Raw genomic sequence first — 26,047 nt, forward strand, 5'->3', positions numbered from 1 at the left:
CTAGACATCTAGAAAAGCGAAGGCGGCTGGTTCAGAGGCGACAAGCACTTCCTAGAACTCTCAAAAGCGTACTTTGCCATATGGTAGGTTTAGGAAGTGACCTCGAGTCTCTGGCGCCGTAGCTATACAAATATAAAACGGAGCTGACCAGTGATCCAGCCCGACAAAGAACTCAATGAATAACTAGTTATATAGGAGGTAAGAGATATGGCAGAGAATCGTCATGAAGAATTAGGGCTTTCCAATGAGAAAGTATTAGAAATGTATGAAACAATGCTACTTGCAAGAAAGATTGATGAGCGTATGTGGTTACTAAATCGTTCAGGGAAAATTCCTTTCGTTATATCTTGTCAAGGACAAGAAGCTGCTCAAATAGGAGCTGCCTTTGCATTGGATAAAGAAAAGGATTATGTTCTTCCATACTATCGAGATATGGGTGTAGTGTTAACGTTTGGAATGACTGCAAAAGAATTAATGCTATCTGGCTTTGCTAAGTCGGAAGATCCAAACTCTGGTGGTCGTCAAATGCCTGGACACTTTGGTCAAAAGAAAAATAATATCGTAACGGGTTCTTCTCCAGTTACAACTCAAGTTCCTCATGCTGTTGGGATTGCACTGGCTGGGAAAATGGAGAAAAAAGATTTAGTTACTTTCGTAACATTTGGTGAAGGGTCTTCAAACCAAGGGGACTTCCATGAAGGCGCTAACTTTGCAGGTGTACATAAACTTCCTGTTATTTTCATGTGTGAAAACAACAAATACGCTATATCAGTTCCAATTGAAAAACAATTGGCGTGTGAAAATGTATCTGACCGTGCCATTGGTTATGGTATGCCAGGAGTTACCGTTGATGGTAATGACCCATTAGAAGTATACAAAGCTGTAAAAGAAGCTGCAGACCGTGGACGTCGTGGTGAAGGCCCTACGCTTGTCGAAACAGTATCTTACCGATTAACTCCTCACTCCTCTGATGACGATGACAGAAGCTATCGCTCTCCAGATGAAGTGGCTAAAGCGAAAACAAACGATCCAATTATTACATTTGGGGCTTACTTGAAAGAAACAGGTGTAATGAATGATGAGATTGAAAAAGAAATCAATGATCGTATCATGAAGCAAGTAAATGAAGCAACGGACTATGCAGAAAATGCTCCATATGCTGAAGCAGAATCAGCAATGAAGTATGTTTATGCAGAAGAGAAGTAAGGGGGAATAAAAAATGCCAGTAATTTCATATATTGACGCCGTAACAATGGCTATGAGAGAAGAAATGGAACGTGACGAAAAAGTATTTGTCCTTGGGGAAGATGTTGGTAAAAAGGGTGGCGTATTTAAAGCGACACATGGGTTGTATGACCAATTCGGTGAAGACCGTGTAATCGATACACCACTAGCTGAGTCTGCTATTGCAGGTGTTGGAATTGGTGCAGCAATGTATGGAATGAGACCTATTGCTGAAATGCAATTTGCTGATTTCATTATGCCCGCTGTTAACCAAATCATCTCAGAGGCATCTCGTATCCGCTATCGTTCTAACAATGATTGGAGCTGTCCGATGGTAATTCGTGCTCCCTACGGTGGTGGAGTTCACGGCGCTCTTTATCATTCTCAATCAGTAGAAGCTGTGTTTGCGAATCAACCTGGATTGAAAATTGTCATGCCTTCTACTCCTTATGATGTAAAGGGATTACTGAAAGCGGCGATTCGTGACGACGATCCTGTAATGTTCTTTGAACATAAACGTGCTTATCGTTTAATTAAAGGTGAAGTTCCTGAAGATGATTACACTCTGCCAATAGGAAAAGCAGATGTGAAGCGTGAAGGTGAAGATATTACTGTCATCACTTATGGACTGTGCGTCCACTTTGCTCTTCAAGCAGCAGAGAAGCTTGCTCAAGATGGAATTGAAGCTCATATCTTAGATTTACGTACAATTTATCCTTTAGATAAAGAAGCAATCATTGAAGCTGCTTCTAAAACAGGTAAAGTTCTTCTTGTTACTGAAGACAATAAAGAAGGAAGCATCATGGGAGAGGTTTCTGCCATTATTGCAGAACATTGCTTATTTGACCTGGATGCACCAATCAAGCGTCTTGCTGGTCCAGACATCCCTGCAATGCCTTATGCACCAACAATGGAGAAATATTTCATGATTAATCCAGACAAGGTAGAAAAAGCAATGCGTGAGCTGGCAGAATTTTAATCATAAGAATACTATTAATCGTAACGTAAGGAGGGGTCCTCATTGGGTATTGAAAATATGAAAATGCCTCAGCTAGGGGAAAGTGTTACAGAAGGTACAATTAGTAAATGGTTAGTGTCACCTGGTGATACTGTAAATAAATATGATCCAATTGCAGAAGTACAAACAGATAAGGTAAATGCAGAAGTTCCTTCTTCCTTTACTGGAACGATAAAAGAGTTAATCGCCGAGGAAGGGGATACTCTAGAAGTTGGAGAAATCATTTGTTCGATTGAAATTGAAGGTGGAGGCTCTGCACCTCAAGAGGAAGCTCCGAAAGAAGAGAGTAAAAAAGAATCAAGTAAACAACCAGAATCAACTCAAAAACCTGCTAAATCACCAAGCAAGGATAGCGGCAATAAGGCAAGATATTCTCCTGCTGTGTTAAAGCTATCTCAAGAACATGATATCGACCTAAATCAGGTTGAAGGTACTGGAAACGAAGGTCGTATCACTAGAAAAGATCTGAAAAAGATTATCGAATCTGGAAATATTCCTAAAGCTGGAGATGCTCCGGTAGAAAAAGCGGAAGCAGAAGCACCTCAAGCGCCTGCTCAGGATCAAGTCCCATCACAACCTGCTGCAGCAAGTAAGCAAGCTGCACCAAGCGTTCCTGTTGCACCGGGAGACATTGAAATTCCAGTTTCAGGAATTCGTAAAGCCATTGCTGCTAACATGGTGAGAAGTAAGCACGAAGCTCCTCATGCATGGACGATGATGGAAATTGATGTAACCAACCTAGTTGATTATAGAAATTCTCTTAAAACAGAGTTCAAACAGCGTGAAGGTTTCAATCTGACATTCTTTGCTTTCTTTGTAAAAGCAGTAGCTCAAGCTTTGAAGGAATATCCTCAAATTAACTCTATGTGGGCTGGAGACAAAATCGTTCAGAAGAAAGATATTAATCTTTCCATTGCTGTTGCAACAGACGATGCTTTGTATGTTCCAGTCATTAAAAATGCAGATGAAAAAACGATTAAGGGTATCGCTCGTGAAATTACAGAACTTGCTGGAAAAGTACGAAGTGGTAAACTAACTTCCCAGGATATGCAGGGGGGTACATTCACTGTAAACAACACTGGATCATTTGGATCAGTTCAATCCATGGGTATTATCAATTACCCTCAAGCAGCGATTCTTCAAGTGGAGTCTATTGTTAAACGTCCAGTTGTGATGAATAATGGAATGATTGCCGTTCGTGACATGGTAAATCTATGTATGTCACTTGACCATCGTGTATTAGACGGACTAGTTTGTGGAAGATTCCTTCAACGAGTAAAAGAGATATTAGAAAACACATCAAAAGAAACGACTTCAGTGTATTAATAATTTAATGATAAGGACTAACCAGCTGGTTAGTCCTTATTTCTTGTGATTCTGTTCAGCGGTGCTTATTCGAAAGGGAACTGGAATGCAAAACTCATATTAATCCCACTTATTCGGTTGAGAGTTTTCCTACTCATTGAAGAAGCGCCATTTTTTTTATATACTAAAATAGTATTAGTAGAAAAATTTCGAATTTTCATCACTTAGAAAATCAGGTTAATAAGTAGGGGATGGATAAGGTTTTTAAAGAGTTTTGTAAACGATTACAAAGTAAATGATAAAGGGAAAGAGGGGTATTATGAAACTTAGTGAAATGAAGAATCAATCATTTAATACTAAATCGCTAGAAGAATGGCAGGAAGTAGCAAAAGCTGCCTTAAAAGGGAAAACCTTAGATAGTTTACATACACATACTTATGAAGGTATTGAATTAAAGCCTTTATACACAAAGAACGATTCACCTTTAAATGATCGAATTCGTTCTTATATTCCAAATGTAGAATCAAAGATAGAAGGAACATCGTGGTTTATTGCACAACCCCTAAAAGGAATTTCATGGGGTGATTTAACAGATAAAGTGAGGGATTCACTTTCAAGGGGACAGAATTGTTTTTCTTTTTCAACTCAAACGTTACCGATTAACGAAGAATTCGATCAATTTTTCACAGAGCTAACCGATTCTGAAACACCCATCTTTTCTATTGAAAAAAGTTCTTCAACTTTAATCAATCGTATTTCCGCTCTATCAAAGAAGCATCAAAACATTCGAGATATTAAAGGTGTAGTAGGATTTGATTCTATTTCTGAGCAAGCGTTTCTTCATGAAAACCTTTCATTTGATAAGTACTTGGGTAGTGTGGAAGAAGCAAAAGACAATATACCTGGGGTGAAAACGATTGTCGTTAACACTGCTCCTTATCATAATAACGGAGCGAACGCCGTTCAAGAACTTGCTTACGCTCTGAGTGAAGGTGTTTCTTATATTGAAAGACTGATAGCAAAAGGATGGGTTATAGATGAAATTGCTGAAAAAATGCACTTTCACTTTTCAGTAGGCAGCCATTTCTTTATGGAAGTATCAAAGATTAGAGCGTTTAAGAAATTGTGGCAGGAGATTTTATCTTCCTATGGGTTAGCAAATGAAGTTGTTTCTCGTTCAATCAGCACAAGTGCAGAAACATCCAAATTCAATAAATCTACCCTTGATTCATATGTCAATATGCTACGTTCAGGTGGCGAAGCATTTTCGGCTATTCTATCAGGTGTTGATTATCTTGTTGTCCTGCCTTTTAACGATGTAAGTGGTGAAACGAATGCACTTTCTGAAAGGGTTGCCCGCAATACGCAGCTTATCCTTGCAGAAGAAGCACATTTAAATAAAGTGGTGGATCCTAGTGGTGGTTCTTATTATGTAGAATGGTTATCTGAAGAAATCGGTAAGAAAGCTTGGAAGGAGTTTCAAGAAATCGATGCAAAAGGCGGTATTTTAGCTGAGTTAGAAAATGGATCGATTCAAGAAAGGGTTAGAGAAGTAAAAGAAGCTCGAATCCATGATTTGTCTACGAGAAAGCAGTCTATGATTGGAACAAATATCTATGCAAACCTTGGAGATCGGATTCCAACTCCCCATACTTCTGAGCGTATGTCACTACCATTTGAAAAGCTAAGGTATAGAGCTCAAAGATTAACTGAAAATGGCTCAAAACCTGTAGCTGGAATAATTGGACTGGGATTACTAAAGTCACACAAACCACGTGCTGATTTTGTAAGTGGTTTTCTAGCTACGGGTGGAATTCAATCAACTATTAGTCCAGAGTGCTTTTCAAAGGAGGATGTTCTTCAGTTTGTGGAAGAAACAAAACTTCCTTATTACATTGTTTGCGGGAAAGATGAAGCATATGATGAACTTGTTCCAATGATAGTAGAAAGTATTAAGAATATAGATTCCAAAATCGTTATTGATTTGGCCGGGAAAGTCAAAGAATCATCTTCGAAACATTTTAAGGAACTTGGACTAAACGGATCTGTTTACGCGAAGCAAAATATTTTAGAAAAATTAGAGGAGCTCTTAACCATTTGGGAGGAGGGAAAAGACCATGACAAAGCCTAATTGGCAAAATATTGACCCTTATTCAAACAAAGGATCAGTACAGAATAACATTCTATCTGGAACCACGTATGAAACCAATGAGAAACTAAAGATTAAATCGCTATATGCAGAGGAAGATTCAAAAAATATCTCCCATGGAGAAGATCTACCGGGTTTGCCTCCGTATACACGAGGTCCATATCCAACTATGTATGTCAATCGCCCTTGGACAGTCAGGCAATATGCTGGATTTTCTACTGCGGAAGAGAGCAATGCTTTCTATAGAAGAAATTTAAGTATGGGACAAAAAGGCTTATCTGTCGCATTTGATTTGGCCACTCATCGTGGCTATGACTCGGATCATCCACGAGTGGTAGGAGATGTAGGAAAAGCAGGTGTAGCCATCGACTCAATATTAGATATGAAGATTCTTTTTGATGGAATACCTTTAGACCAAATGTCTGTTTCCATGACAATGAACGGTGCAGTTTTGCCAATATTGGCTTTTTATATCGTCACTGCTGAAGAACAAGGAGTTTCAAAAGAAAAGCTTTCAGGAACAATTCAAAATGATATTTTAAAAGAGTATATGGTACGTAACACATATATTTATCCTCCAGAAACATCAATGAAGATCATTGCGGATATATTCGAGTATACATCCAAGTATATGCCGAAATTTAATAGTATCAGTATTTCAGGATATCATATGCAGGAAGCGGGAGCTCCTGCGGACATAGAGTTAGCTTATACATTAGCGGATGGACTTGAGTATGTAAGAACGGGGCTTCAGGCAGGGATTGATATCGACTCCTTTGCACCAAGACTCTCATTTTTCTGGGCAATCGGTATGAATTATTTTATGGAAGTAGCAAAAATGAGGGCAGCTAGAAGAATTTGGGCTAAAATGATGAAAACGTTTGACCCTAAAAACCCTAAATCAATGGCGTTGAGAACTCATTCTCAAACGTCTGGTTGGAGCTTAACAGAGCAGGATCCTTATAATAACGTCATTCGTACATTATTAGAAGCCCATGCTGCTGCAATGGGGCATACGCAATCTCTTCATACGAATGCCCTGGATGAGGCGATCGCCTTGCCAACGGATTTTTCAGCACGTATTGCTCGAAATACTCAGTTGTACCTTCAAGATGAGACAGGGATTACGAAGGTGATCGATCCATGGGCTGGCTCTCATTATGTAGAATCGTTAACAAATCAATTGATGGATAAAGCATGGAAGCATATTGAAGAAATCGAAGAGCTTGGTGGTATGACGAAAGCGATTGAAACAGGCTTACCGAAGATGCGAATTGAAGAAGCGGCTGCGAGAAGACAAGCGATGATTGACTCAGGAGAAGAATCAATCATTGGTGTAAATAAATATCGTCTGGAAAAGGAAGACCCTATTGATACATTAGATATTGACAATACTGTCGTAAGACAAAAACAATTGGAGCGAATTCAAAAGCTGAAGGAAGAAAGAAATGAAGAGGTCGTAGTAGAAGCACTGCATGCACTTACTCTTGCAGCTGAGACCGGTGAAAGAAATCTCCTTGAAAAAGCTGTGGACGCAGCAAGAGCTCGTGCGACACTTGGTGAAATTTCAGATGCGATTGAAAAGGTATCTGGTCGCCACAAAGCAACGATTAGAAGTATAAGCGGAGTGTATAGCTCGAATTTCTCCAATGAACAAGAAATCACGATCGTGAAGGAAATGACTGAGGAGTTTTTAGAGAATGAAGGGAGAAGACCTCGGATTCTCATTGCCAAAATGGGCCAGGATGGTCATGATCGCGGAGCGAAGGTTATCAGCACAGCATTTGCCGATCTAGGATTTGATGTGGATATCGGTCCCTTATTCCAAACACCGGAAGAAACGGCTCTTCAAGCAGTGGAAAATGATGTCCATGTGATTGGTGTTAGCTCATTAGCAGCCGGTCATAAAACCCTGCTTCCACAATTAGTAGCTGAATTAAAGAAACTGGGAAGAGAAGATATACTAGTCGTAATTGGTGGAGTTATCCCTGCTAAAGACTATGATTTCCTATTAACGAATGGAGCTTCGGCTGTATTTGGTCCAGGCACGATTATTCCAGTAGCAGCTCAAAAAGTGATTCAAGAGATTTATGAAGTGCTTGGTTACGAGGAAGTGACTGAATAATGACTGGATATGATTCGGGAGGAAAGCGGCGATTTGTGAAGAAGAGAAAGGATCCCATTTCGATTTCCGAATTAAAAGAAGGGATTCTTAAAGGAGAACGTAGTTTTTTAGCAAAAGCGATTACGTTGATTGAAAGCAATGCCGAGGAGCACTATAAAGCTGGACAACAGTTATTACAAGAGTTATTGCCTTATACAGGGAACAGCTTACGTCTGGGAATAACAGGTGTCCCAGGAGCTGGAAAAAGCACGTTCATTGAGGAATTTGGAGAGATGTTATGCAAGGAGGGACATCATGTAGCTGTCCTGGCCATTGATCCTAGCTCATCCATATCTGGTGGAAGTATATTGGGTGATAAAACAAGAATGGAGCAATTATCAAAGAATCCTAAAGCCTTTGTGAGACCTTCTCCTACTGCCGGAACATTAGGGGGAGTTCATCGTAAAACGAATGAAACCTTACTCTTATGTGAAGCAGCAGGATACGACTTAATCATCATTGAGACAGTTGGAGTCGGTCAGAGCGAAGTGATGGTCAGACAAATGGTGGACTTCTTCCTCCTTCTTGTAATTACAGGAGCAGGAGATGAGCTCCAAGGCATGAAAAAAGGAATCATGGAGCTCGCTGATGCGTTACTGGTGAATAAAGCAGATGGGGAAAATAAGCATCTTGCTGAAAAAACAAAGAGAGAATTGAATCAAATTTTACATTTTCTTATCCCGGCCACGAAGGGTTGGGGTTCAAAAGCATACACCTGTTCGGCTTTGAAAAATGAAGGTTTACAAGAAATGTGGGAAGTCATTAAAGAGTTTGAAACAATGACAAAAAAAAATGGTGTGTTTGAAGAAAGAAGAAACCTTCAAAAACAGGAATGGTTTCATACGATGTTAAAAGAAAGAGTCCTATCAGACTTCTTTTACCATCAAAACATCAAATCAACCCTGCCTCTTTTTGAAGAGAAAGTGAAGTCAGAAGATACTACGACTACTCAAGCGATAGAAGAATTGCTAAAGTTATATAAAGGAAGCATGGATTAACGATTACTTTAGATTATTTTAATTGAAAGATACAGTTAAAAATTGTTATGATGGTGATACACATCAAACTTATGATGCGAGAAAGATTGAATCAGAAATTTTATAGTAGTAAAAAGGAGAGTACAATCATGGATATAGATTTCAATTTATTTATGAACGATATCGTACGCCAAGCTCGTCAGGAAATCGAGACAGCGGGATACACTCAATTAACAACGGAAGAAGAAGTAGACCAAGCTTTCACTAAACCAGGAACAACTCTTGTGATGATTAATTCCGTTTGTGGATGTGCAGGAGGAATTGCTCGTCCGGCTGCTGCCCATGCTATCCATTATGATAAGAGACCAGACCAATTAGTAACTGTATTTGCTGGACAAGATAAAGAAGCGACAGCGAAAGCTCGTAGTTACTTTACTGGTTATCCACCATCCTCTCCATCCTTTGCCCTTTTAAAAGATGGAAAGCTTTTGACAATGGTTGAACGACATGAAATTGAAGGTCATGATCCAATGTCTGTTGTAAATAAAATTCAATCCTATTTCGATCAGTATTGTGAAGAAGTATAAGTAGATTTTAGAAAAAGCCTGCCAGAAATCATGGCAGGCTTTTTTTTTAGGCTCTTTTAAGAAAAGAGAATTCTTTTTTATAACGAGATATAGAATATACATAAATATGAATAAATAATTATAATAACTCATAAAATTTTCAGAAAATATAAACATTAATGAATAATTATAAAAAGTATTGAATAAAAATTAATTCGTGCTAGAATACGAATATAGTAATTAATATACAAAAATAATTATATTTATACAATTTGAGGAGGAACAAACTATGAAAAAGCTATTATTTATGTTACTACTATCTCTTGTTTCAATTAGTTTAATTGCTTGTGGTTCGAATGAAGAAAAGGCCGAAACGGCATCAGGAGAGTCTACTAAATTAATCATGGGTACTTCAGCAGATTACAAGCCTTTTGAATATGTCGATACTGCAAACAGTGATGAAATTATTGGATACGATATTGATTTAGCGAATATGTTGGCAGATGAACTTGGTTATAGCATTGAAGTGAAGGATATGGAATTCAGTGGACTAATCTCCGCACTAAAAACAGGTCAGGTAGATTTTGTCCTCTCTGCAATGACACCTACTCCTGAACGTGAAAAAAATGTGGACTTTAGTGACACATATTACACGGCGAAAGATATGATCATTTCAACGAAAGAGAGCGGTATAAAAAGTGAAAAGGATTTAAACGGAAAAACAGTTGGGGTTCAATTAGGATCTATTCAACAGGATGCAGCAGAAGAACTTACAACATCGATTGATCTAAAAGTGGAAACACGAGATCGTATTCCTGAATTAATCCAAGATCTCCAAAATGGTAGATTCGATGCTATCATCATTGAGAACACCGTAGCAGATGGTTATTTAACAAAAAATAAAGAGCTACAAGGAAACACCATGAAAGTCAAAGAAGAGGAAACGGGATCTGCCGTTGCTTTTCCAAAGAATAGTGAGCTTACAAAAGAATTTAATGACGCCTTGAAAAAGTTAGAAGAGAATGGTGAATTAGACAAACTGGCAGAAAAATGGTTTGACGGAGAACAATCATAAACGAGATTGAAAGAGAGGCTAACCTACTTTTCGGTTAGCCTTTTGATTTAAAAAGCTAAATGGGCAGTCTTATAGCTTTTATGATTTATTTGGAGGAGATACAATGCCACTTGATTTTGAACAATTAATTCCTTCCATCCCTTTTATATTGGAAGGATTGAAGGTCACACTAAAAATTGTAGGTTTATCAGGTATTTTTGGATTTATATTTGGAATATTACTAGCACTCTGTAAAATTAGCTCTATTAAACCTTTAACATTTATAGCAGACATATATACGTCTATTTTTAGAGGGACACCTTTAGTTCTTCAATTAATGATTATTTTTTATGGTTCTCCACAACTTTTTGGTACTCAAATTGAACCCTATTCAGCAGCTATATTAGCCTTTTCCCTTAATTCAGCCGCTTATATTTCTGAGATTATTCGTGCTGGAATTAATGCAGTGGATAAAGGGCAAAGGGAAGCTGCCATGGCATTAGGTGTACCCTATGGAAAGATGATGAAAGATATCATTTTACCTCAAGGAATAAAAAACATCTTACCTGCACTAATGAATGAGTTTATAACATTAACAAAAGAATCAGCCATTGTGACAGTAATCGGAGCAGCCGATGTAATGAGAAGATCTTATATGGTAGGAAGTGATTTATATTCATTCTTTGAACCACTACTTTTTGCTGGACTCATTTATTATGTTCTTGTGATGATCTTAACGATATTAGGAAAGGTACTGGAAGGGAGATTGAGAGGAAATGATTAGAGGAGAAAATATTACAAAATCGTTTGGTCAACTACAAGTCTTAAAGGGGATTGATCTCTCCGTTATAAAAGGAGAGGTTTTAGCTGTCATTGGTCCTTCTGGGTCTGGAAAATCAACTCTATTAAGGTGTTTGAATTATTTAGAACAACCAAGCTCCGGGAATATTACGTTTGAAGGTGTTGCTGTAAAAGGAAAAAACATTCAGAAGGTTAGACAAGATGTAGGAATGGTTTTTCAACATTTTCATCTATTTCCTCATATGACAACATTGGAAAATGTCATTTATGCTCCCATAAAAGTAAAAGGAATGGAGCGGGGCAAAGCTGAATCGTTAGGAATCGAACTTCTAACGAAAGTAGGACTAAAGGAAAAATGTAACGAATATCCTAATCGTTTGTCAGGTGGACAAAAACAGCGTGTAGCTATTGCCAGGGCTCTTGCAATGGAACCAAAAGTGATGCTATTTGATGAGCCAACATCTGCATTGGATCCGGAAATGGTAAAAGAAGTCCTAGAAGTCATGAAATCTTTAGCTCATTCAGGTATGACCATGATGATTGTGACCCATGAAATGGGCTTCGCAAGAGAAGTAGCGGATCGAGTGCTATTTATGGATGAAGGTAAAATTGTAGAAGAAGGAAAACCAGCACAATTTTTCTCTCATCCCCAAAGTGAACGAGCAAAAGAATTTCTTGAGAAGATACTTTAATAAGAGACATTGATTAAGTATTGTAGATTTTTTCACTACGTTGATTGAATCAAAAAGTAATCATAGCTTAATGAAAAAGGGGGATTAACGTAATTTATCGTTAACCCTTCTTTTTTTTGTATAGTAGGAAATGTGGTATTCTAAAAAGGGTATGAAAAGAGAAGAGTTAGGAGAAAGATGAAATGTTTCGAATCGGGTATCGAACGTTAAAGACAGGGGTCGGCACAGCCGTCGCGATTAGCCTTGCACAATGGTTACAGCTGGATAACTTTGTATCAGCAGGAATCTTAACCATCCTTTGTATTCAAAATACAAAAAAGAAATCGATTAATGCTTCTTGGAGCCGATTCATAGCTTGTGTAATTGCTATGGTACTCTCTGCAGGTTTCTTTGAATTTCTAGCCTATCAGCCTGCGATCATTGGTTTACTTCTACTTGTGTTTATTCCAATTACCGTAGCATTAAATATTAAAGAAGGGATTGTCACAAGCTCAGTTATTATTTTACATATTTACTCTGCAGGCAATGTAACGGCAGGTGTTTTTCAAAATGAATTAGGAATTATTGTAATTGGTATAGGAATTGCTTTGATTATGAATTTATATATGCCGAGTGTTGAAAACAAACTGATCGAGTATCAAGAAGAGATAGAGAAGAATTTTTATAAAATATTTTGTGAGATGACAAATTATTTGAAAACAAATGACAGTCATTGGGACGGGAAAGAAATAACGGAAACAGAAGAATTACTGAAAAAAGCAAAGACATTGGCTTTTAAAGATGTTGAAAATCATTTTTTACGTCATGAAAACTTATATTATCTTTACTTTAAAATGAGAGAAAAGCAGTTTGAAATTCTTCAGCGAATTCTTCCTATTGCAGCTTCTATTTCCTTAACTATTGAACAGGGAAACAGAATAGCTGAATTCCTTGAAGAGCTAAGTGAACATATTCATCCGGGTAATACAGCTCTGTTCTATCTGAAAAAGTTGTATGATATGAAGGTTGAATTTGAACAAATGGAATTACCGAAAACCCGTGAAGAGTTTGAAACACGTGCTGCCCTCTATCAATTTGTTCAAGAAATGGAACAATATTTACTATTGAAAAGTTCCTTCAAGGGGATAAAGAAGAATGAGAATGAAGAAAGAGAAGTAAACTACACCTAAGATTAAATAAAGGGTGATGGTATGCGTTTACTTCTTGCAATTCTATTAGTTGCATCTCCCATTTGGCCTTTAGGAAGAAATCCTCTCCCTGGAGATCCATTTATTATTGTAAATAAAGGGAATAATCAATTGTCCTATATTGATCAAGGAATGATTCAACAAACGTTTCCAATTGCAACAGGGAAAACGACGGAATTAACTCCTGAAGGTATATTTACAGTGACGGTAAAAGCCAAGAATCCATATTATCGTAAAAAGAATATTCCTGGTGGTGACCCAAGAAACCCACTAGGAACGAGGTGGATTGGCTTTGATGCCAAGGGGACAGACGGAAGGATATATGGTATCCACGGTACAAATCAACCATCCAGTATAGGAAAATACATTTCCAATGGCTGTATTAGAATGCAAAATAAAAATGTAGAATACCTCTTCGATAAGGCTCCAATTGGAACAAAGGTATTAGTAGTAAAAACAACTAAAAGCTTTGGTGAGATAGGAAAAGAATACGGAGCATTAAAATGATTATGTTATTACAAAGGTTTTTTGATTTGCAGCATGAGTATTAAATTGATAAATACGCAGAAATTGATTACTGATTCATTAAAAGAAGTTATTCTCGTTCTTTTAGATTAGATTAACAAACTCACACAAAGTTGATTTTCGATGCAGCTCACCGCCCGCCCATCAGAAAGCGAGCATCCTGCAGCGGAAATTAACTACTACTTTTTTCCGAAACACAAGAGCGAACTTTAAAATAAAAAGAATCTCCTTTGTCTTGACAATCGACAAAGGAGATTCTTTTTATTTTTATAATAGAAAAGTCAGGCCAGCTAGAAGTGTTGATGCCAGCATTGCAAATAACATAATAAACACGATAATTTTACGAATATTTTTATTACCCATAGTACCTCTCCATTTCTAATTCATAGCACTCAGCTTATTTTCTCCTATTTTATCTTGATTAATAAGAGAATACAACCATTCCACCTAAGAAAACGCTTTAATAATTCCCCACATTAGGAGGGATTTCGACAACATTTATAGAATGGTATAAGGTGTAGAACATTTCGACAACAGGGGGATGATTTTAATGAAGAAAGTAGACCATATAGGAATAGCCGTATCATCAATAGAAAATGTTCTTCCATTTTATAATGATACACTTGGGTTGAAGCTAGTAAAAGTTGAACATGTTGAGACTCAAGGTGTCAAGGTTGCTTTTTTGGATGGAGGAAATATTAAGTTAGAATTACTAGAACCCTTACATACTCAAAGTCCAATTGCGACTTTTATTGAGAAAAAAGGGGAAGGCATTCATCATATAGCATTTGGTGTAGAAGGAATTGAAGAGCGAATTCATGAATTGCAAACAAAAGGCGTTCAAATGATTAATGAGACACCTAAACCTGGAGCAGGAGGAGCAGAAGTTGCCTTTTTACATCCTAAATCTGCACATGGTGTACTCTATGAGCTTTGTGATAAAACGAACATCAAGGGGGATAAGTCATAATGGATATTTATGAAAAAATAAATGAGCTTTACGATCGAAGAAGAGAAGTAGAACTCGGTGGTGGAGATGAAAAAATCAATAAACAACATGAAAAAGGAAAACTAACTGCAAGGGAAAGAATTGATTTATTAGTAGATCAAGGCAGCTTTGTTGAACTCAATCCCTTTATCGAACACCGTTGCTCGGACTTTGGACTTGAAGGGGTAAATGGACCAGGAGACGGGGTCGTTACTGGTTACGGGAAAGTAAATGGCAACCCCATTTACTTATTTTCACAAGACTTTACTGTGTTTGGTGGGGCTCTTGGAGAAATGCATGCAAAGAAGATCTCCCACGTAATGGACTTAGCTGTGAAAAACGGGGCTCCATTTATTGGTTTAAATGATTCGGGTGGTGCAAGGATTCAAGAAGGTGTCGTTTCATTAGATGGGTATGGTCATATCTTCTATCGAAATTCTATCTACTCAGGGGTTATCCCGCAAATTTCTGTTATTATGGGGCCATGTGCCGGTGGAGCAGTCTATTCCCCTGCCATTACAGATTTTGTTTTTATGGTAGATGATACAAGTCAGATGTTTATTACTGGACCAAAAGTAATTGAAACCGTTACGGGAGAAAAAATCAGTTCAGAAGACTTAGGTGGAGCGAAAGTACATAACTCAATCAGTGGAAATGCTCATTTTAGAGGGAAAACAGAAGAAGAAGTTCTGATGGAAGTGCGAAGATTATTAAGCTACTTGCCACAAAATAACGAGGAAAAACCTCCTCGATTAGAAGTAAATGAGGAAGACGATTATCGTGAGAATTTAACAGATCTTATTCCTTTTGATGCGATTCGTCCATATGATGTACGTATTGTTATCAATGAAATTGTGGATGAGGGAAGCTTCCTCGAGGTTCAAAAGGAATTTGCTAAAAACATTGTGGTGGGATTGGCACGAATCAAGGGAGAAGTCGTTGGACTGGTTTGTAATCAACCAAAGTTCATGGCTGGAGGATTAGATATTGATTCCTCAGATAAAGCCGCTCGATTCATCCGTTTTTGTGATTCCTTTAATATTCCCCTTATCACATTTGAAGACGTAACAGGGTTCTTCCCAGGTATTAAGCAAGAGCACGGTGGAATTATTCGTCACGGGGCAAAAATCCTTTATGCATATTCGGAAGCAACTGTCCCTAAAATGACGGTGATTCTAAGAAAAGCATATGGCGGTGCCTATGTTGCTCTTAATAGTAAATCGATTGGTGCAGACTTGGTATTTGCATGGCCAAACGCTGAAATTGCGGTAATGGGTCCTCAAGGAGCAGCCAATATTATTTTTGCAAGGGAAATCGCTAACAGTGATCATCCTGAAGAGCTTCGAGAACAAAAGATTGAAGAATATAGAGAGAAGTTTGCTAATCCATACGTGGCTGCTTCAAGAGGAATGGTTGATGATGTGATCGATCCTCGCGAAACGAGAATCAAGCTTATTCAAGGGTTAGAGATGATGAGAAACAAGAAGGAAGATAGACCAAGTAAGAAGCACGGAAATATTCCGTTGTAAGTGGTCTGGTTTGTCCGACTAACCTATTCACGCTATACTATAAGAGTGAATACATACTTTTGGAGGTCACTACTATGATTAATAAAGAGCGCTTACTTAATGAATTTTTAGAATTGGTACAAATCGACTCTGAAACAAGAGAAGAAACAGAAATTGCAAAAGTGTTAAAGCGAAAATTCACTGATCTTGGAGTAGAGGTTTTTGAAGATGACACGATGGGTGAAACGGGCCATGGTGCTGGAAACCTCATTTGTACTTTGAAAGGAAATAAAGAAGGCGTAGATACCATTTACTTTACTTCTCACATGGATACAGTTGTTCCAGCTAAAGGTGTAAAACCGACATTGAAAGAGGACGGCTTTATTTATTCTGATGGTACAACAATCTTAGGTGCAGATGATAAAGCTGGTCTTGCCACGATGCTTGAAGCTGTCCAAGTAATTAAAGAAAACCAGATTTCACATGGAGACATTCAATTTATTATTACTGTTGGGGAAGAGTCAGGATTAGTAGGAGCGAAAGCATTAGATTCCTCTCTTGTAAAAGCTAAATACGGCTTTGCATTAGATAGTGATGGAGAAGTCGGAAATATTATTGTTGCTGCTCCAACTCAAGCAAAAATTAAAGCAACCATTTATGGAAAAACAGCTCATGCAGGAGTTGCTCCAGAAAAAGGTGTTTCTGCTATTACTATTGCGGCTAAAGCCATTTCTAAAATGCCACTTGGTCGAATTGATGAAGAGACAACAGCCAATATTGGTCGTTTTGAAGGCGGTAAAGCAACAAATATCGTTTGCGAGCAGGTAGACATTTTGGCAGAAGCCCGTTCCCTTGTACCTGAAAAAATGGAAGCTCAAGTGGAAAAAATGAAAGCAGCCTTCATGACTGTTGCTGAAGAAATGGGTGGTAAGGCTGAAATTGATGTACAAATTATGTATCCAGGCTTCAAATTTAAAGACGGCGATGAAGTTGTAGAAGTAGCAAAACGTGCTGCGAAGAAAATTGGTCGTCCGAGTGAGCTCCGTACTAGCGGGGGTGGAAGTGACGCTAATGTTATCGCCGGATTTGGAGTACCAACTGTAAATTTAGCTGTTGGATATGAAGAAATTCATACTAAGAGTGAAAGAATGCCTGTTGAAGAATTAAATAAATTATCTGAAATGGTTGTAGCGATCATTCAAGATGTAGCAGGAGAATAATGTAACGTGTCCATCAACAAATGTTGATGGGCATTTCTTTTAAGTTGACACGTTTTCTATTTACCTAAGCATTCTCTAATATGGTACATTAGTTATATACATAATTGAAGTTCGAGAGGGGAAGTCATAAAAATGGCAAAAGTAGTTATTTTTCATGCAGGAAAAGAGGAGTATGCTTTACCAATTGAACACGTAGTTTCCATAGAAAAGCTGGACGAAGTAAGCCCAATTCCACATTTACCAAATTTCGTGTTAGGTATTGTGAAGGTTAGAGGAGAGTTAATTCCTGTTCTTGATTTAGCTACCATACTGTACAATAAACCTTCGAATGTGGAAACAGGACAGTTCCTCCTTGTCATCCACACAGATACTCTGCAGGTCGGGTTAGTTGTAGAAGAAGCGAAAGAAATTCTGGAAGTACCAGACCATGCAGTGAAAGATGTTGGTTTGCTTGCTTATTCTAAAACAAAATATTTCTCTGGTGTGATTAATTTAGAAAACAGATTGATTACGACCATCGACCCAGATGTTTTAGTAGAAAGCTTAGAAGGTATGAAAGAAATAAAGAAATATGTTAACGAACAGAAGGCACACCAAAACTAGACATAGAAAGTCGCGGGTAGTATGAACTCACATTATCCCAAAAATGGACGAGTAATTCTTCATGTTGATATGAATAGCTTTTATGCCTCAGTAGAAATGGCTTATGATCCGTCTCTAAGAGGTAAACCTTTAGCTATTGCAGGAAATCCACAGGAAAGAAGAGGCATTATTGTAACTTGTAGCTATGAAGCAAGGAGCTATGGAGTGAAAACAACAATGCCTCTTTGGGAAGCAAAAAAACTTTGTCCTAAACTGGTTATCATGTCACCGAATTTTGACCGTTACCGTGCTGCTTCCAAAGGAATTTTCACTATCTTACGACAATACTCCGATCTTGTTGAGCCCGTCTCTATTGATGAAGGCTATGTAGATATTACGGATTCATTTGAAAAAGGTACACCCTTAGAAATTGCCTCAGCCATACAAGCCCAAATCAAAGGACAGCTTGATCTACCATGTAGCATTGGAGTTGCCCCCAATAAATTTTTAGCTAAAACAGCCTCTGATATGAAAAAACCTATGGGTATCACAGTACTAAGAAAGCGAGATATTCCTGAAAAGCTTTGGCCACTCCCCGTCATAGAAATGCACGGAATTGGAGAAAAAACCGCCGAAAAATTGAATAGTATAGGAATTTCTACTTGTTATGATCTTGCTCATGGGAACGACATTCAAATAAAATCCAAAATAGGAATAAACGGTTTACGCTTAAAGGAGAGAGCCAATGGGGTCGATCGACGTAACGTAGACCCAGAATCTATCTATGACTATAAAAGTGTAGGGAATTCTACCACTCTCCCAAAGGATACAACGAATCAAAACGAGTTACTTTCCATCATTAAAACACTATGCGCAAAAGTCTCCACTAGACTCCAACAAAAACAAGTGTTAGGAACCACTGTTCAAATTATCATTAAAAATAAGTTCAGAAAGACTATTACCCGTAGCAAAAAAATGGAAAACCCTCTGTATAAAAAAGAAGAACTATTTCAAATCGCTAAAGAATTATTTTTAAAGCACTGGGACGGAGACCCTGTAAGACTCCTGGGAGTGACTGCCCAAGAGATAGTAGAAAAAAGTGAAGCTACGGAACAATTAGATTTGTTTTCATATGAAGTGAAAGCCAAAAATGAGCCACTATATAATGTTTTAAACCAATTGCAAGATAAGTTTGGGAAGGATTCAATTTCAAAAGGTTTCCAAGGTAAAAAGAATAGAAAAAATGCAACTTATGATCCTAAAAATGACACAAGCTTTAATAAGGATTTTTTAAGAGAATGATAAAAAGTGAAAAGGGACAAGTTAATCAAGTACCTAAAGAAACTGTTTTGTTTGCAACGCATTCGTATTCTTGTTAGATTAAAATAGATTTTAAAGTACAGAATTAACAAACGAAAGGACGTTGGTTAAATGTCTAAGCAAGAAATTGGTGTAATTGGATTAGCCGTAATGGGAAAAAACCTGGCATGGAATATTGAAAGCAGAGGGTATTCTGTTAGTGTATTTAATCGATCAAGAGAAAAAACGGATGAAATGATAAATGAATCTAAAGGGAAAAAGGTAGTTCCTACATATACAATTGAAGAATTTGTTCAATCTATAGAAAAACCTCGTAAGATTTTATTAATGGTGAAAGCAGGAAACGCTACAGACGCTACCATTGATCAATTAAAGCCATTTTTAGAAAAAGGAGATATCCTTATTGATGGCGGAAATACATTCTTTGAAGATACTCGCCGTCGAAATCATGAATTAAGTGAGTTAGGTATTCACTTCATAGGGACAGGAGTATCAGGTGGAGAAGAAGGAGCCTTAACAGGTCCATCCATTATGCCTGGAGGACAAAAAGAAGCCTATGAACTTGTCTCTCCAATCTTAAAAGATATTGCAGCCAAAGTAGATGGAGAACCGTGTACAACTTATATCGGTCCTGATGGTGCTGGTCACTATGTAAAAATGGTGCACAACGGTATAGAATACGGAGATATGCAACTCATTGCAGAATCCTATTTTCTAATGAAGAATGTTCTCGGATTCAGTGCAGAAGAATTGCATGAGGTTTTTGCAGAGTGGAATAAAGGCGAGCTTGATAGTTATTTAATTGAAATCACTGCTGACATCTTTACTAAAAAAGATGACGAAACAGGTAAGCCTATGGTAGATGTTATCCTTGACAAAGCCGGCCAAAAAGGAACTGGGAAATGGACAAGTCAAAGTGCTTTAGATTTAGGCGTGTCTTTACCGATTATTACTGAATCAGTCTTTGCCCGCTTTATTTCTGCTATTAAGGATGAACGTGTTAAGGCTAGTAATATGCTTAAAGGTCCAGACACAGAACCTTTTGCAGGAGATAAAAAAGCTATTGTTGAATCAATAAGAAAAGCATTATACATGAGTAAAATCTGTTCATATGCACAAGGGTTTGCTCAAATGCGCTCAGCATCTGATGAGTATAAATGGGATCTCCAATATGGAGATATTGCCATGATCTTCAGAGGCGGCTGTATTATCCGTGCTCAGTTCCTGCAAAAAATAAAAGAAGCATACGATCGGGAGCCAATGCTAAATAACTTACTCTTAGATACGTACTTCAAAGAAATTGTAGAAAGCTATCAATATGCTCTTCGTGAAGTGATTAGTGTAGCTGTTCAGAACGGTGTTCCAGTACCGGGATTCTCAGCCGCTTTATCCTATTACGATAGCTACCGGACAGAAACACTACCTGCCAATCTCATTCAAGCTCAACGAGACTACTTCGGTGCACATACTTATGAGCGTGTAGACAAGGAAGGTATTTTCCATACTGAATGGATGAAATAAAAATAATGTAATTCCCCCTGCTCCATATGTGAGTAGGGGGGTTTTTATATAGAATAAAAGGTGGATGTTTATTGATGCATCAAGCAATTAAGGTTATTTGTTTGACATTGAATTCAACCTGTAATATATTAATTGACGAGTCAACTATTGACCCATCAATTAAATAAGAGAAAGGTGATGCTTTGTCTCATTCGTGTCGTGAAGAAGAAAAGATAATCGTTCAATTGAACAATATATATAAGCAAATGAGCCCAAAGTTTGAGCGCTGTACGGGGATTAGTCAGTCACGCTTAGATCTTTTGCATAAATTGTTTGAAGTAGAAGAAATCAGTCAGACTGCCCTTCAAAGACAAGTCAATATTGACAGTGCGGCTGTGACAAGACATCTTAAACAGCTCGAAGGAAAAGGCATGGTATCCCGCCGTAAAAATCCTGATGACAACCGATTCACATTTGTTCGATTAACAAATGAAGGTCGTAAGAAGATAGAAGCTTACCGTGAAGAGAAAGAAATTTTTATTTCTAAGGTTTTTAAAAGCTTTACGAAAGAAGAACGTTCAGTATTATCGGAGATGCTAAACCGCATTCAGGATAATGTACAGGATATTGAAAATTAGGTATTGAACTACAACTATAGACAACACAAAAAAGGAGAATGCAATATGAATCAAACAAAAATCAATGACTTTCACGAAATTATTACAGGTCGCCGTTCGATCCGTAACTATGACCCAAATGTAAAGATCAGTAAAGAAGAAATGACTGAAATACTTAAGGAGGCAACTCTTGCACCATCTTCTGTTAACCTACAACCTTGGCGCTTTGTTGTCATCGATAGCCCAGAAGGAAAAGAAACGCTTGCACCTCTTGCTAAGTTCAATCAAACTCAAGTGCAAACCTCTTCAGCTGTGATTGCTGTTTTCGCGGACATGAACAGTCTTGATTATGCAGATGAAATTTATAATAAAGCTGTGGAAGAAGGATATATGCCTGCTGAAGTAAGAGATAGACAGCTTCCTGGAATTAAAGGGATATTAGAAAGCATGCCAGTTGAGCAGCTAAGAGAAATGAACCTGATTGATGGTGGATTAGTTTCTATGCAATTAATGCTAGCAGCTCGAGCACACGGATACGATACAAATCCAATTGGTGGGTATGAAAAGGATCAAATTGCTGAAGCGTATGGAATGGACAAGAAACGCTACTACCCAGTAATGCTCATATCAATCGGGAAAGCAGCGGAAGCAGGTTATAAATCAGTTCGTTTACCAATTGAAACGATTGCTGAGTGGAAATAAAATTTTAGAAATGAGGAATAGTCGCAATGATCATTATTCATGCAGGTTTTCATATTAATCCAGTTAAAGAAGAAGCATTTCTAAATGAGGTTCACTCATTAATAGCTGCTTCGAGAGCAGAAGAAGGAAATATTTCTTATGATCTTATGAAAGATACAGAAAAAGACAATGTTTACACCATGGTCGAAGTATGGAAGGATGAAGCTGCTGTTGAGAGTCATAATACAAGCGAGCACTTTTCCTCATTTGTAAGGAAAGCACCTGAGTATTTAGCAGCACCATTAGATGTGAAGACTTATGAAGGAAACAAGTTGGAAAAATAAATAGTTTAAAGGCTCATTATTTTTTATTGGAGAAATATCAAATGAAATCGAGTGTGAAACCGTAAAGGTTCACACTCGATTTTTTTGTTAATAAAAGTATAAGGGTCTGGATCGGTGAAATTTAATACGATTTACAGAAGTGTGATTTCATTTAAAGTTTATGTAAGAAAATACGCTAAAAAGGTAAATTATGTTAAAATTATTGATGGTAGATTAATAAAATTAAAGGGGTATCACAATAGGAGGGGATGATTTTTGAGTAAAGAAATTGTTTTCATTATCTTTCTTCCTTTTTCATGACCTGGCTATTTTCCTTGTTTTATTCAGGCATAGATGCCTGGTAGACAGTATATAAAGTAACTGAAAGGGACGAGGGCTTACTCATTGTAAAACTTTCTTTTATGAAGGTAGTGATAGGAGCTGTAGTATCATTTTTATTTTTCATTTAACACTTTTCTTTAAACAACAGTAATACAAAAAATATTAAACTAATGGGAAGCTTTTCTTGAAAAAAGATGTGTGTTATACCCGTTTTTATTTATCTATAGGGGGAACTGTTGTGAAGTATAATATCGGTTTAATACTTTATTTTATATTCGCCATGTCTACTGGATTTGTGATCAACCAGCTTTCGGTTATTCACTCTGACTTTTCACAGATTGAAACATTTGTATGGCTTTCATCATTCTTGATACTAACATTTTTCTTTAAATCAACTCGAGAGATTATCACTCCGTTAATAGATTTCAAGGTTTTAAAGAAACCATCCTCTTACTTTTATATTATTATGACACTAATCCTGTCATATACCTTACAAACGGTTTGTTTACACTACGAGATACTATTAGATGAAAATCTGGTGAATAGTTACAAGTATAGTCTATTAATAGGTGAAGATATTGTAGGAGTAATAGACAGCACGCTATTCACTCCAATTTGGGAAGAAATATTTTTTAGAGGAGTTCTGTTATTCCTATTTTTAAAATTCCTAAAACCCTCTATGGCAATAATGTTATCTTCTGCAATTTTCTCATTGTTTCATCCTATGTATTGGATCATTACTTTTCTTTCAGGGATTCTTCTAGGAGTAACCACATATAAAACGAGATCATTGATTCCATCAATAATAACTCATTCTATATGGAATCTATATACATCAAAGCTGTTTTTATATTTCTAATCTATTTGATTGAATTTTCTGTACATATGAAACTTTTTAACTTTATTTACGTAGAAATAATAAGAGGTGATGTTAAATGAACAAACTTATTGTAGGATCACTAATCTCTTCTATGGCAATTGCTTTCATCGTTTGGATAGGGAGTATGGTCTTTTCTTTTTCATATGGGGAATGGAGCTTTTTTATTGGTCTTGGATTATCTGTTGTGCTTTTCTTTTTTAACAGTAGTGGAGGAGCTTTATCAAAAGGAGCCACTTTGGAAGCAAGTGAGGCTGGATGGAAAATTCAAAAAGACAATGAATTAAAAGCAAATGTCGGAGTCTTCTTTTATGGGTCGGTTCTTTTTACGGTAATCAGTTTTATTGTCATGATGATTGCTTATTTATGATATCTTTCATTTAAAAAGCGTGAGTTGAAGATTGGTTTACTAATCTTCAGCTTTTCATTCTATATAGAGGAATAATTGTAAAAATTCAAATGAAATTGTACGTCAATTAATAAAGGAGATACATATTATGCAGAAGTTAAGTTTGGGAGTTATGGCCATTGGGTTTATTGCAGCAATAATCCTTAATTTCACATATAGCCATGATGCTACAAAGTTATGTGCCTGGTTAGGTACGGTTTTAGGAATATGTTTACTGTATATACATAGTAAAAAGGAAAAACATAAAAGAAACTTTATATTTTTTCTAGTGTGCTTCTTATTCTCTTTAACCGGTGTCTTCTTTATATAAGAAAAGTAGTTAAGTTCCTGATATTGTTGAGGATAGCTGAATGAATAACGATCTTTTCTCTTATGGAGAACACTTTAAGGTGGGATAAAATGAATATTGAAATACAAGATGATCTTTTCATTGAAGATATAGAGGGAGTGAAGGAAGTATATCACTCAGTAGGATGGATGAAGCACACGAATGATGTGATTAAGCAGGTTTTTGATGCAAGTAATGTCAAAGTGATTGTTAAATCTAATAATCGTATCGTGGGAATTGGAAGAGCGATTTCAGACGGAGTATTTAATGCAGCCATTTATGATATAGTCGTGCATAAAGAATTTCAAAAAGCAGGTATTGCCAAATATATATTAAATCATTTACTAGGAGAACTCAGCAATGTTTCCTGTGTTCACTTGATCTCCACTTCTGGTAACGAAGGATTTTACAGGAAACTGGGATTTAGAAAAGTGAAAACCGGTATGGCAAGATATTTAAGTAGTGGTCTCCATGATGAATACCTTGAATAGTAAATTAGTAATAAAAGAGGGAGTGATTAATAATGAAGCGGATATTCATCATTGTACTTGGCTTAATCTTGATTGCATGTTCCAATCAAAAAACGTTTGAGCTTCCAGTAGAGGAATATCCGAAAACATTCACTCAAGAGGTAAATGAACTACCAAAAGAAAACCAAGAAAAAATGAAAGTTCCTACCAAATTTCCATTTAAGGTAGAATATAAGAATTTTTCTAAAGATCAAATGAGAAATGGAAAGGTTCTCTTAACGGCTGTTGATTTTTCTCATGTTGATGCAAAGCATAAAGATAGGATAAATATTCATTTTACAACAATGCATACTGAAAACTTAGAAACAAATATTGATACTAATCAAATGATTGATTTAAACGATGAGATAAAAGCGAAAATCAAAAAAGATGAGGATCATTCAAAGATTATCGAGTGGACGGATAAAGACAATATTACTCATAATTTAGGTATGATGACTTCCGATTACCATGAGCCTATCAGCCTTCAGCAGTTAGTAATAATGGCGAATTCATTGATGAAAGTGTCTTTAAACAAATAATAAATGTCATAGAACGTAAGGTTCCTCCGATTCAAATAGAAAGATAGTTTGTATGATTTTGTATGATAATCGATTGATTTATTCACAGGGGTTATCAGAAATAGGATGGAGGCTCCCCTTTTTTGAAATGAATGATTAAGCGAACTGGTATTAAGTAAAAGAATAAAAGCGGATGAATCATTTGTGAAAACGTAAACGGAGGTAATATGAAAAGAAAAATAATCATTTTGGCAATGGCATTCCTTATTTGTACCTTCATTTATTCAATGTTCAATAACGGATTTTCAGAAATTGAAAGTATTGTAATACAAAAATATGATGAACCATTTGAAAAAGAAATGCAAACAGTAGATAAAGAAGAGATCGGGACTGTTAGTGGAATACTAAATCGTTCAAACCATATTGTGTTTACGCGATACGAGTTTGCAAGTGAACCAGAATATAAGATTCAATTAATCTACCTAGACAAAACCAGAGAAGAATTATATTTTCACGAAAATTTCTCCAATAATACAACATTGATCGCGAGTAACCTGGGTGAATATTACAAAATTAATAATAAACAAACCAAGATAATTTTAGACCTATTATTAAAGGAAAAATAACGATTGAAGAATGTGAAAGGCTCAGAGTTAACTC

General features: G+C 36.8%; 28 protein-coding genes. 27 read left to right on the top strand and 1 reads right to left on the bottom strand.

Annotated features, from left to right (window positions below):
• Nucleotides 1–207 precede the first annotated feature (207 nt).
• The 12 genes from IQI_RS00115 (at nucleotide 208) to IQI_RS00170 (ending at nucleotide 13,644) form a co-directional block, all read left to right on the top strand.
• Nucleotides 208–1,206 (top strand): thiamine pyrophosphate-dependent dehydrogenase E1 component subunit alpha, encoded by a 999-nt coding sequence (locus IQI_RS00115; protein WP_064090898.1) that lies wholly within the window; start codon nucleotides 208–210, stop codon nucleotides 1,204–1,206.
• Between the two features lie 13 nt (nucleotides 1,207–1,219).
• Nucleotides 1,220–2,203 (top strand): alpha-ketoacid dehydrogenase subunit beta, encoded by a 984-nt coding sequence (locus IQI_RS00120; protein ID WP_064090899.1) that lies wholly within the window; start codon nucleotides 1,220–1,222, stop codon nucleotides 2,201–2,203.
• A gap of 42 nt (nucleotides 2,204–2,245) precedes the next feature.
• Nucleotides 2,246–3,568 (top strand): dihydrolipoamide acetyltransferase family protein, encoded by a 1,323-nt coding sequence (locus IQI_RS00125; RefSeq protein WP_064090900.1) that lies wholly within the window; start codon nucleotides 2,246–2,248, stop codon nucleotides 3,566–3,568.
• Between the two features lie 298 nt (nucleotides 3,569–3,866).
• Nucleotides 3,867–5,678 carry a methylmalonyl-CoA mutase family protein gene (locus IQI_RS00130; RefSeq protein ID WP_064090901.1) on the top strand — a complete coding sequence of 604 codons (1,812 nt, stop codon included), beginning with the start codon at nucleotides 3,867–3,869 and terminating at the stop codon, nucleotides 5,676–5,678.
• Entirely contained in the window at nucleotides 5,665–7,821 is a 2,157-nt protein-coding gene (gene scpA / locus IQI_RS00135; protein WP_082892539.1) for a methylmalonyl-CoA mutase, read from the top strand. Before IQI_RS00130 ends, scpA begins: the two co-directional genes overlap by 14 nt.
• On the top strand, nucleotides 7,821–8,858 hold the full coding sequence (gene meaB / locus IQI_RS00140; protein ID WP_064090902.1) for a methylmalonyl Co-A mutase-associated GTPase MeaB: 1,038 nt from the start codon (nucleotides 7,821–7,823) through the stop codon (nucleotides 8,856–8,858). The genes scpA and meaB overlap by 1 nt, the downstream gene beginning before the upstream one ends.
• A 128-nt stretch (nucleotides 8,859–8,986) precedes the next feature.
• On the top strand, nucleotides 8,987–9,424 hold the full coding sequence (locus tag IQI_RS00145) for a BrxA/BrxB family bacilliredoxin (RefSeq protein ID WP_064090903.1): 438 nt from the start codon (nucleotides 8,987–8,989) through the stop codon (nucleotides 9,422–9,424).
• Between the two features lie 268 nt (nucleotides 9,425–9,692).
• Entirely contained in the window at nucleotides 9,693–10,478 is a 786-nt protein-coding gene (locus IQI_RS00150; RefSeq protein ID WP_064090904.1) for a transporter substrate-binding domain-containing protein, read from the top strand.
• 103 nt (nucleotides 10,479–10,581) lie between these two features.
• Nucleotides 10,582–11,241 carry an amino acid ABC transporter permease gene (locus IQI_RS00155; protein ID WP_064090905.1) on the top strand — a complete coding sequence of 220 codons (660 nt, stop codon included), beginning with the start codon at nucleotides 10,582–10,584 and terminating at the stop codon, nucleotides 11,239–11,241.
• A complete protein-coding gene (locus tag IQI_RS00160) occupies nucleotides 11,234–11,950 on the top strand; it encodes an amino acid ABC transporter ATP-binding protein (protein WP_064090906.1) in 717 nt (238 codons plus the stop codon). The genes IQI_RS00155 and IQI_RS00160 overlap by 8 nt, the downstream gene beginning before the upstream one ends.
• 182 nt (nucleotides 11,951–12,132) lie before the next feature.
• Nucleotides 12,133–13,119 (top strand): aromatic acid exporter family protein, encoded by a 987-nt coding sequence (locus tag IQI_RS00165; protein ID WP_064090907.1) that lies wholly within the window; start codon nucleotides 12,133–12,135, stop codon nucleotides 13,117–13,119.
• A gap of 21 nt (nucleotides 13,120–13,140) precedes the next feature.
• Nucleotides 13,141–13,644, top strand: coding sequence for a L,D-transpeptidase (locus IQI_RS00170; RefSeq protein ID WP_064090908.1), 504 nt, complete (start codon nucleotides 13,141–13,143; stop codon nucleotides 13,642–13,644).
• 285 nt (nucleotides 13,645–13,929) lie between these two features.
• On the opposite strand, the gene prli42 is transcribed toward IQI_RS00170, so the two are convergent.
• Entirely contained in the window at nucleotides 13,930–14,025 is a 96-nt protein-coding gene (prli42, locus tag IQI_RS21115; protein WP_156509805.1) for a stressosome-associated protein Prli42, read from the bottom strand.
• 187 nt (nucleotides 14,026–14,212) lie between these two features.
• On the opposite strand from prli42, the gene mce reads away from it, so the two are divergent.
• From mce to IQI_RS00245, 15 genes are all read left to right on the top strand, one after another.
• Nucleotides 14,213–14,632, top strand: coding sequence for a methylmalonyl-CoA epimerase (mce, locus tag IQI_RS00175; protein ID WP_064090909.1), 420 nt, complete (start codon nucleotides 14,213–14,215; stop codon nucleotides 14,630–14,632).
• Complete coding sequence (locus tag IQI_RS00180) at nucleotides 14,632–16,179, top strand: acyl-CoA carboxylase subunit beta (protein WP_064090910.1); 1,548 nt, start codon at nucleotides 14,632–14,634, stop codon at nucleotides 16,177–16,179. The genes mce and IQI_RS00180 overlap by 1 nt, the downstream gene beginning before the upstream one ends.
• A gap of 74 nt (nucleotides 16,180–16,253) precedes the next feature.
• Nucleotides 16,254–17,378, top strand: coding sequence for a tripeptidase T (locus tag IQI_RS00185; protein WP_064090911.1), 1,125 nt, complete (start codon nucleotides 16,254–16,256; stop codon nucleotides 17,376–17,378).
• A 132-nt stretch (nucleotides 17,379–17,510) separates the two neighbouring features.
• Entirely contained in the window at nucleotides 17,511–17,981 is a 471-nt protein-coding gene (locus tag IQI_RS00190) for a chemotaxis protein CheW (protein ID WP_082892540.1), read from the top strand.
• Nucleotides 17,982–18,002: 21 nt separating this feature from the next.
• On the top strand, nucleotides 18,003–19,262 hold the full coding sequence (locus IQI_RS00195; protein ID WP_064090913.1) for a DNA polymerase IV: 1,260 nt from the start codon (nucleotides 18,003–18,005) through the stop codon (nucleotides 19,260–19,262).
• Between the two features lie 129 nt (nucleotides 19,263–19,391).
• Nucleotides 19,392–20,801 (top strand): NADP-dependent phosphogluconate dehydrogenase, encoded by a 1,410-nt coding sequence (gndA, locus tag IQI_RS00200; RefSeq protein ID WP_064090914.1) that lies wholly within the window; start codon nucleotides 19,392–19,394, stop codon nucleotides 20,799–20,801.
• A 182-nt stretch (nucleotides 20,802–20,983) separates the two neighbouring features.
• Nucleotides 20,984–21,418 (top strand): MarR family winged helix-turn-helix transcriptional regulator, encoded by a 435-nt coding sequence (locus tag IQI_RS00205; RefSeq protein ID WP_064090915.1) that lies wholly within the window; start codon nucleotides 20,984–20,986, stop codon nucleotides 21,416–21,418.
• 45 nt (nucleotides 21,419–21,463) lie between these two features.
• On the top strand, nucleotides 21,464–22,099 hold the full coding sequence (locus IQI_RS00210; RefSeq protein ID WP_064090916.1) for a nitroreductase family protein: 636 nt from the start codon (nucleotides 21,464–21,466) through the stop codon (nucleotides 22,097–22,099).
• 26 nt (nucleotides 22,100–22,125) lie between these two features.
• The gene (locus IQI_RS00215) at nucleotides 22,126–22,422 is read left to right on the top strand and encodes a putative quinol monooxygenase (RefSeq protein ID WP_064090917.1); all 297 of its coding nucleotides are present in this window, start codon (nucleotides 22,126–22,128) and stop codon (nucleotides 22,420–22,422) included.
• Between the two features lie 559 nt (nucleotides 22,423–22,981).
• Nucleotides 22,982–23,602 carry a CPBP family intramembrane glutamic endopeptidase gene (locus IQI_RS00220; RefSeq protein WP_064090918.1) on the top strand — a complete coding sequence of 207 codons (621 nt, stop codon included), beginning with the start codon at nucleotides 22,982–22,984 and terminating at the stop codon, nucleotides 23,600–23,602.
• A 76-nt stretch (nucleotides 23,603–23,678) separates the two neighbouring features.
• Nucleotides 23,679–23,990, top strand: coding sequence for a hypothetical protein (locus IQI_RS00225; protein ID WP_064090919.1), 312 nt, complete (start codon nucleotides 23,679–23,681; stop codon nucleotides 23,988–23,990).
• Between the two features lie 127 nt (nucleotides 23,991–24,117).
• The gene (locus IQI_RS00230) at nucleotides 24,118–24,339 is read left to right on the top strand and encodes a hypothetical protein (protein WP_064090920.1); all 222 of its coding nucleotides are present in this window, start codon (nucleotides 24,118–24,120) and stop codon (nucleotides 24,337–24,339) included.
• A gap of 89 nt (nucleotides 24,340–24,428) precedes the next feature.
• Nucleotides 24,429–24,848, top strand: a complete 420-nt coding sequence (locus tag IQI_RS00235; protein ID WP_064090921.1) for a GNAT family N-acetyltransferase — start codon at nucleotides 24,429–24,431, stop codon at nucleotides 24,846–24,848.
• Nucleotides 24,849–24,880: 32 nt separating this feature from the next.
• Nucleotides 24,881–25,408, top strand: coding sequence for a hypothetical protein (locus IQI_RS00240; protein WP_064090922.1), 528 nt, complete (start codon nucleotides 24,881–24,883; stop codon nucleotides 25,406–25,408).
• Nucleotides 25,409–25,614: 206 nt separating this feature from the next.
• Nucleotides 25,615–26,013 (top strand): hypothetical protein, encoded by a 399-nt coding sequence (locus IQI_RS00245; protein WP_064090923.1) that lies wholly within the window; start codon nucleotides 25,615–25,617, stop codon nucleotides 26,011–26,013.
• Nucleotides 26,014–26,047 lie beyond the last annotated feature (34 nt).

It is taken from the genome of Rossellomorea aquimaris TF-12 (assembly GCF_001648555.1).
GTDB lineage: Bacteria > Bacillota > Bacilli > Bacillales > Bacillaceae_B > Rossellomorea > Rossellomorea aquimaris.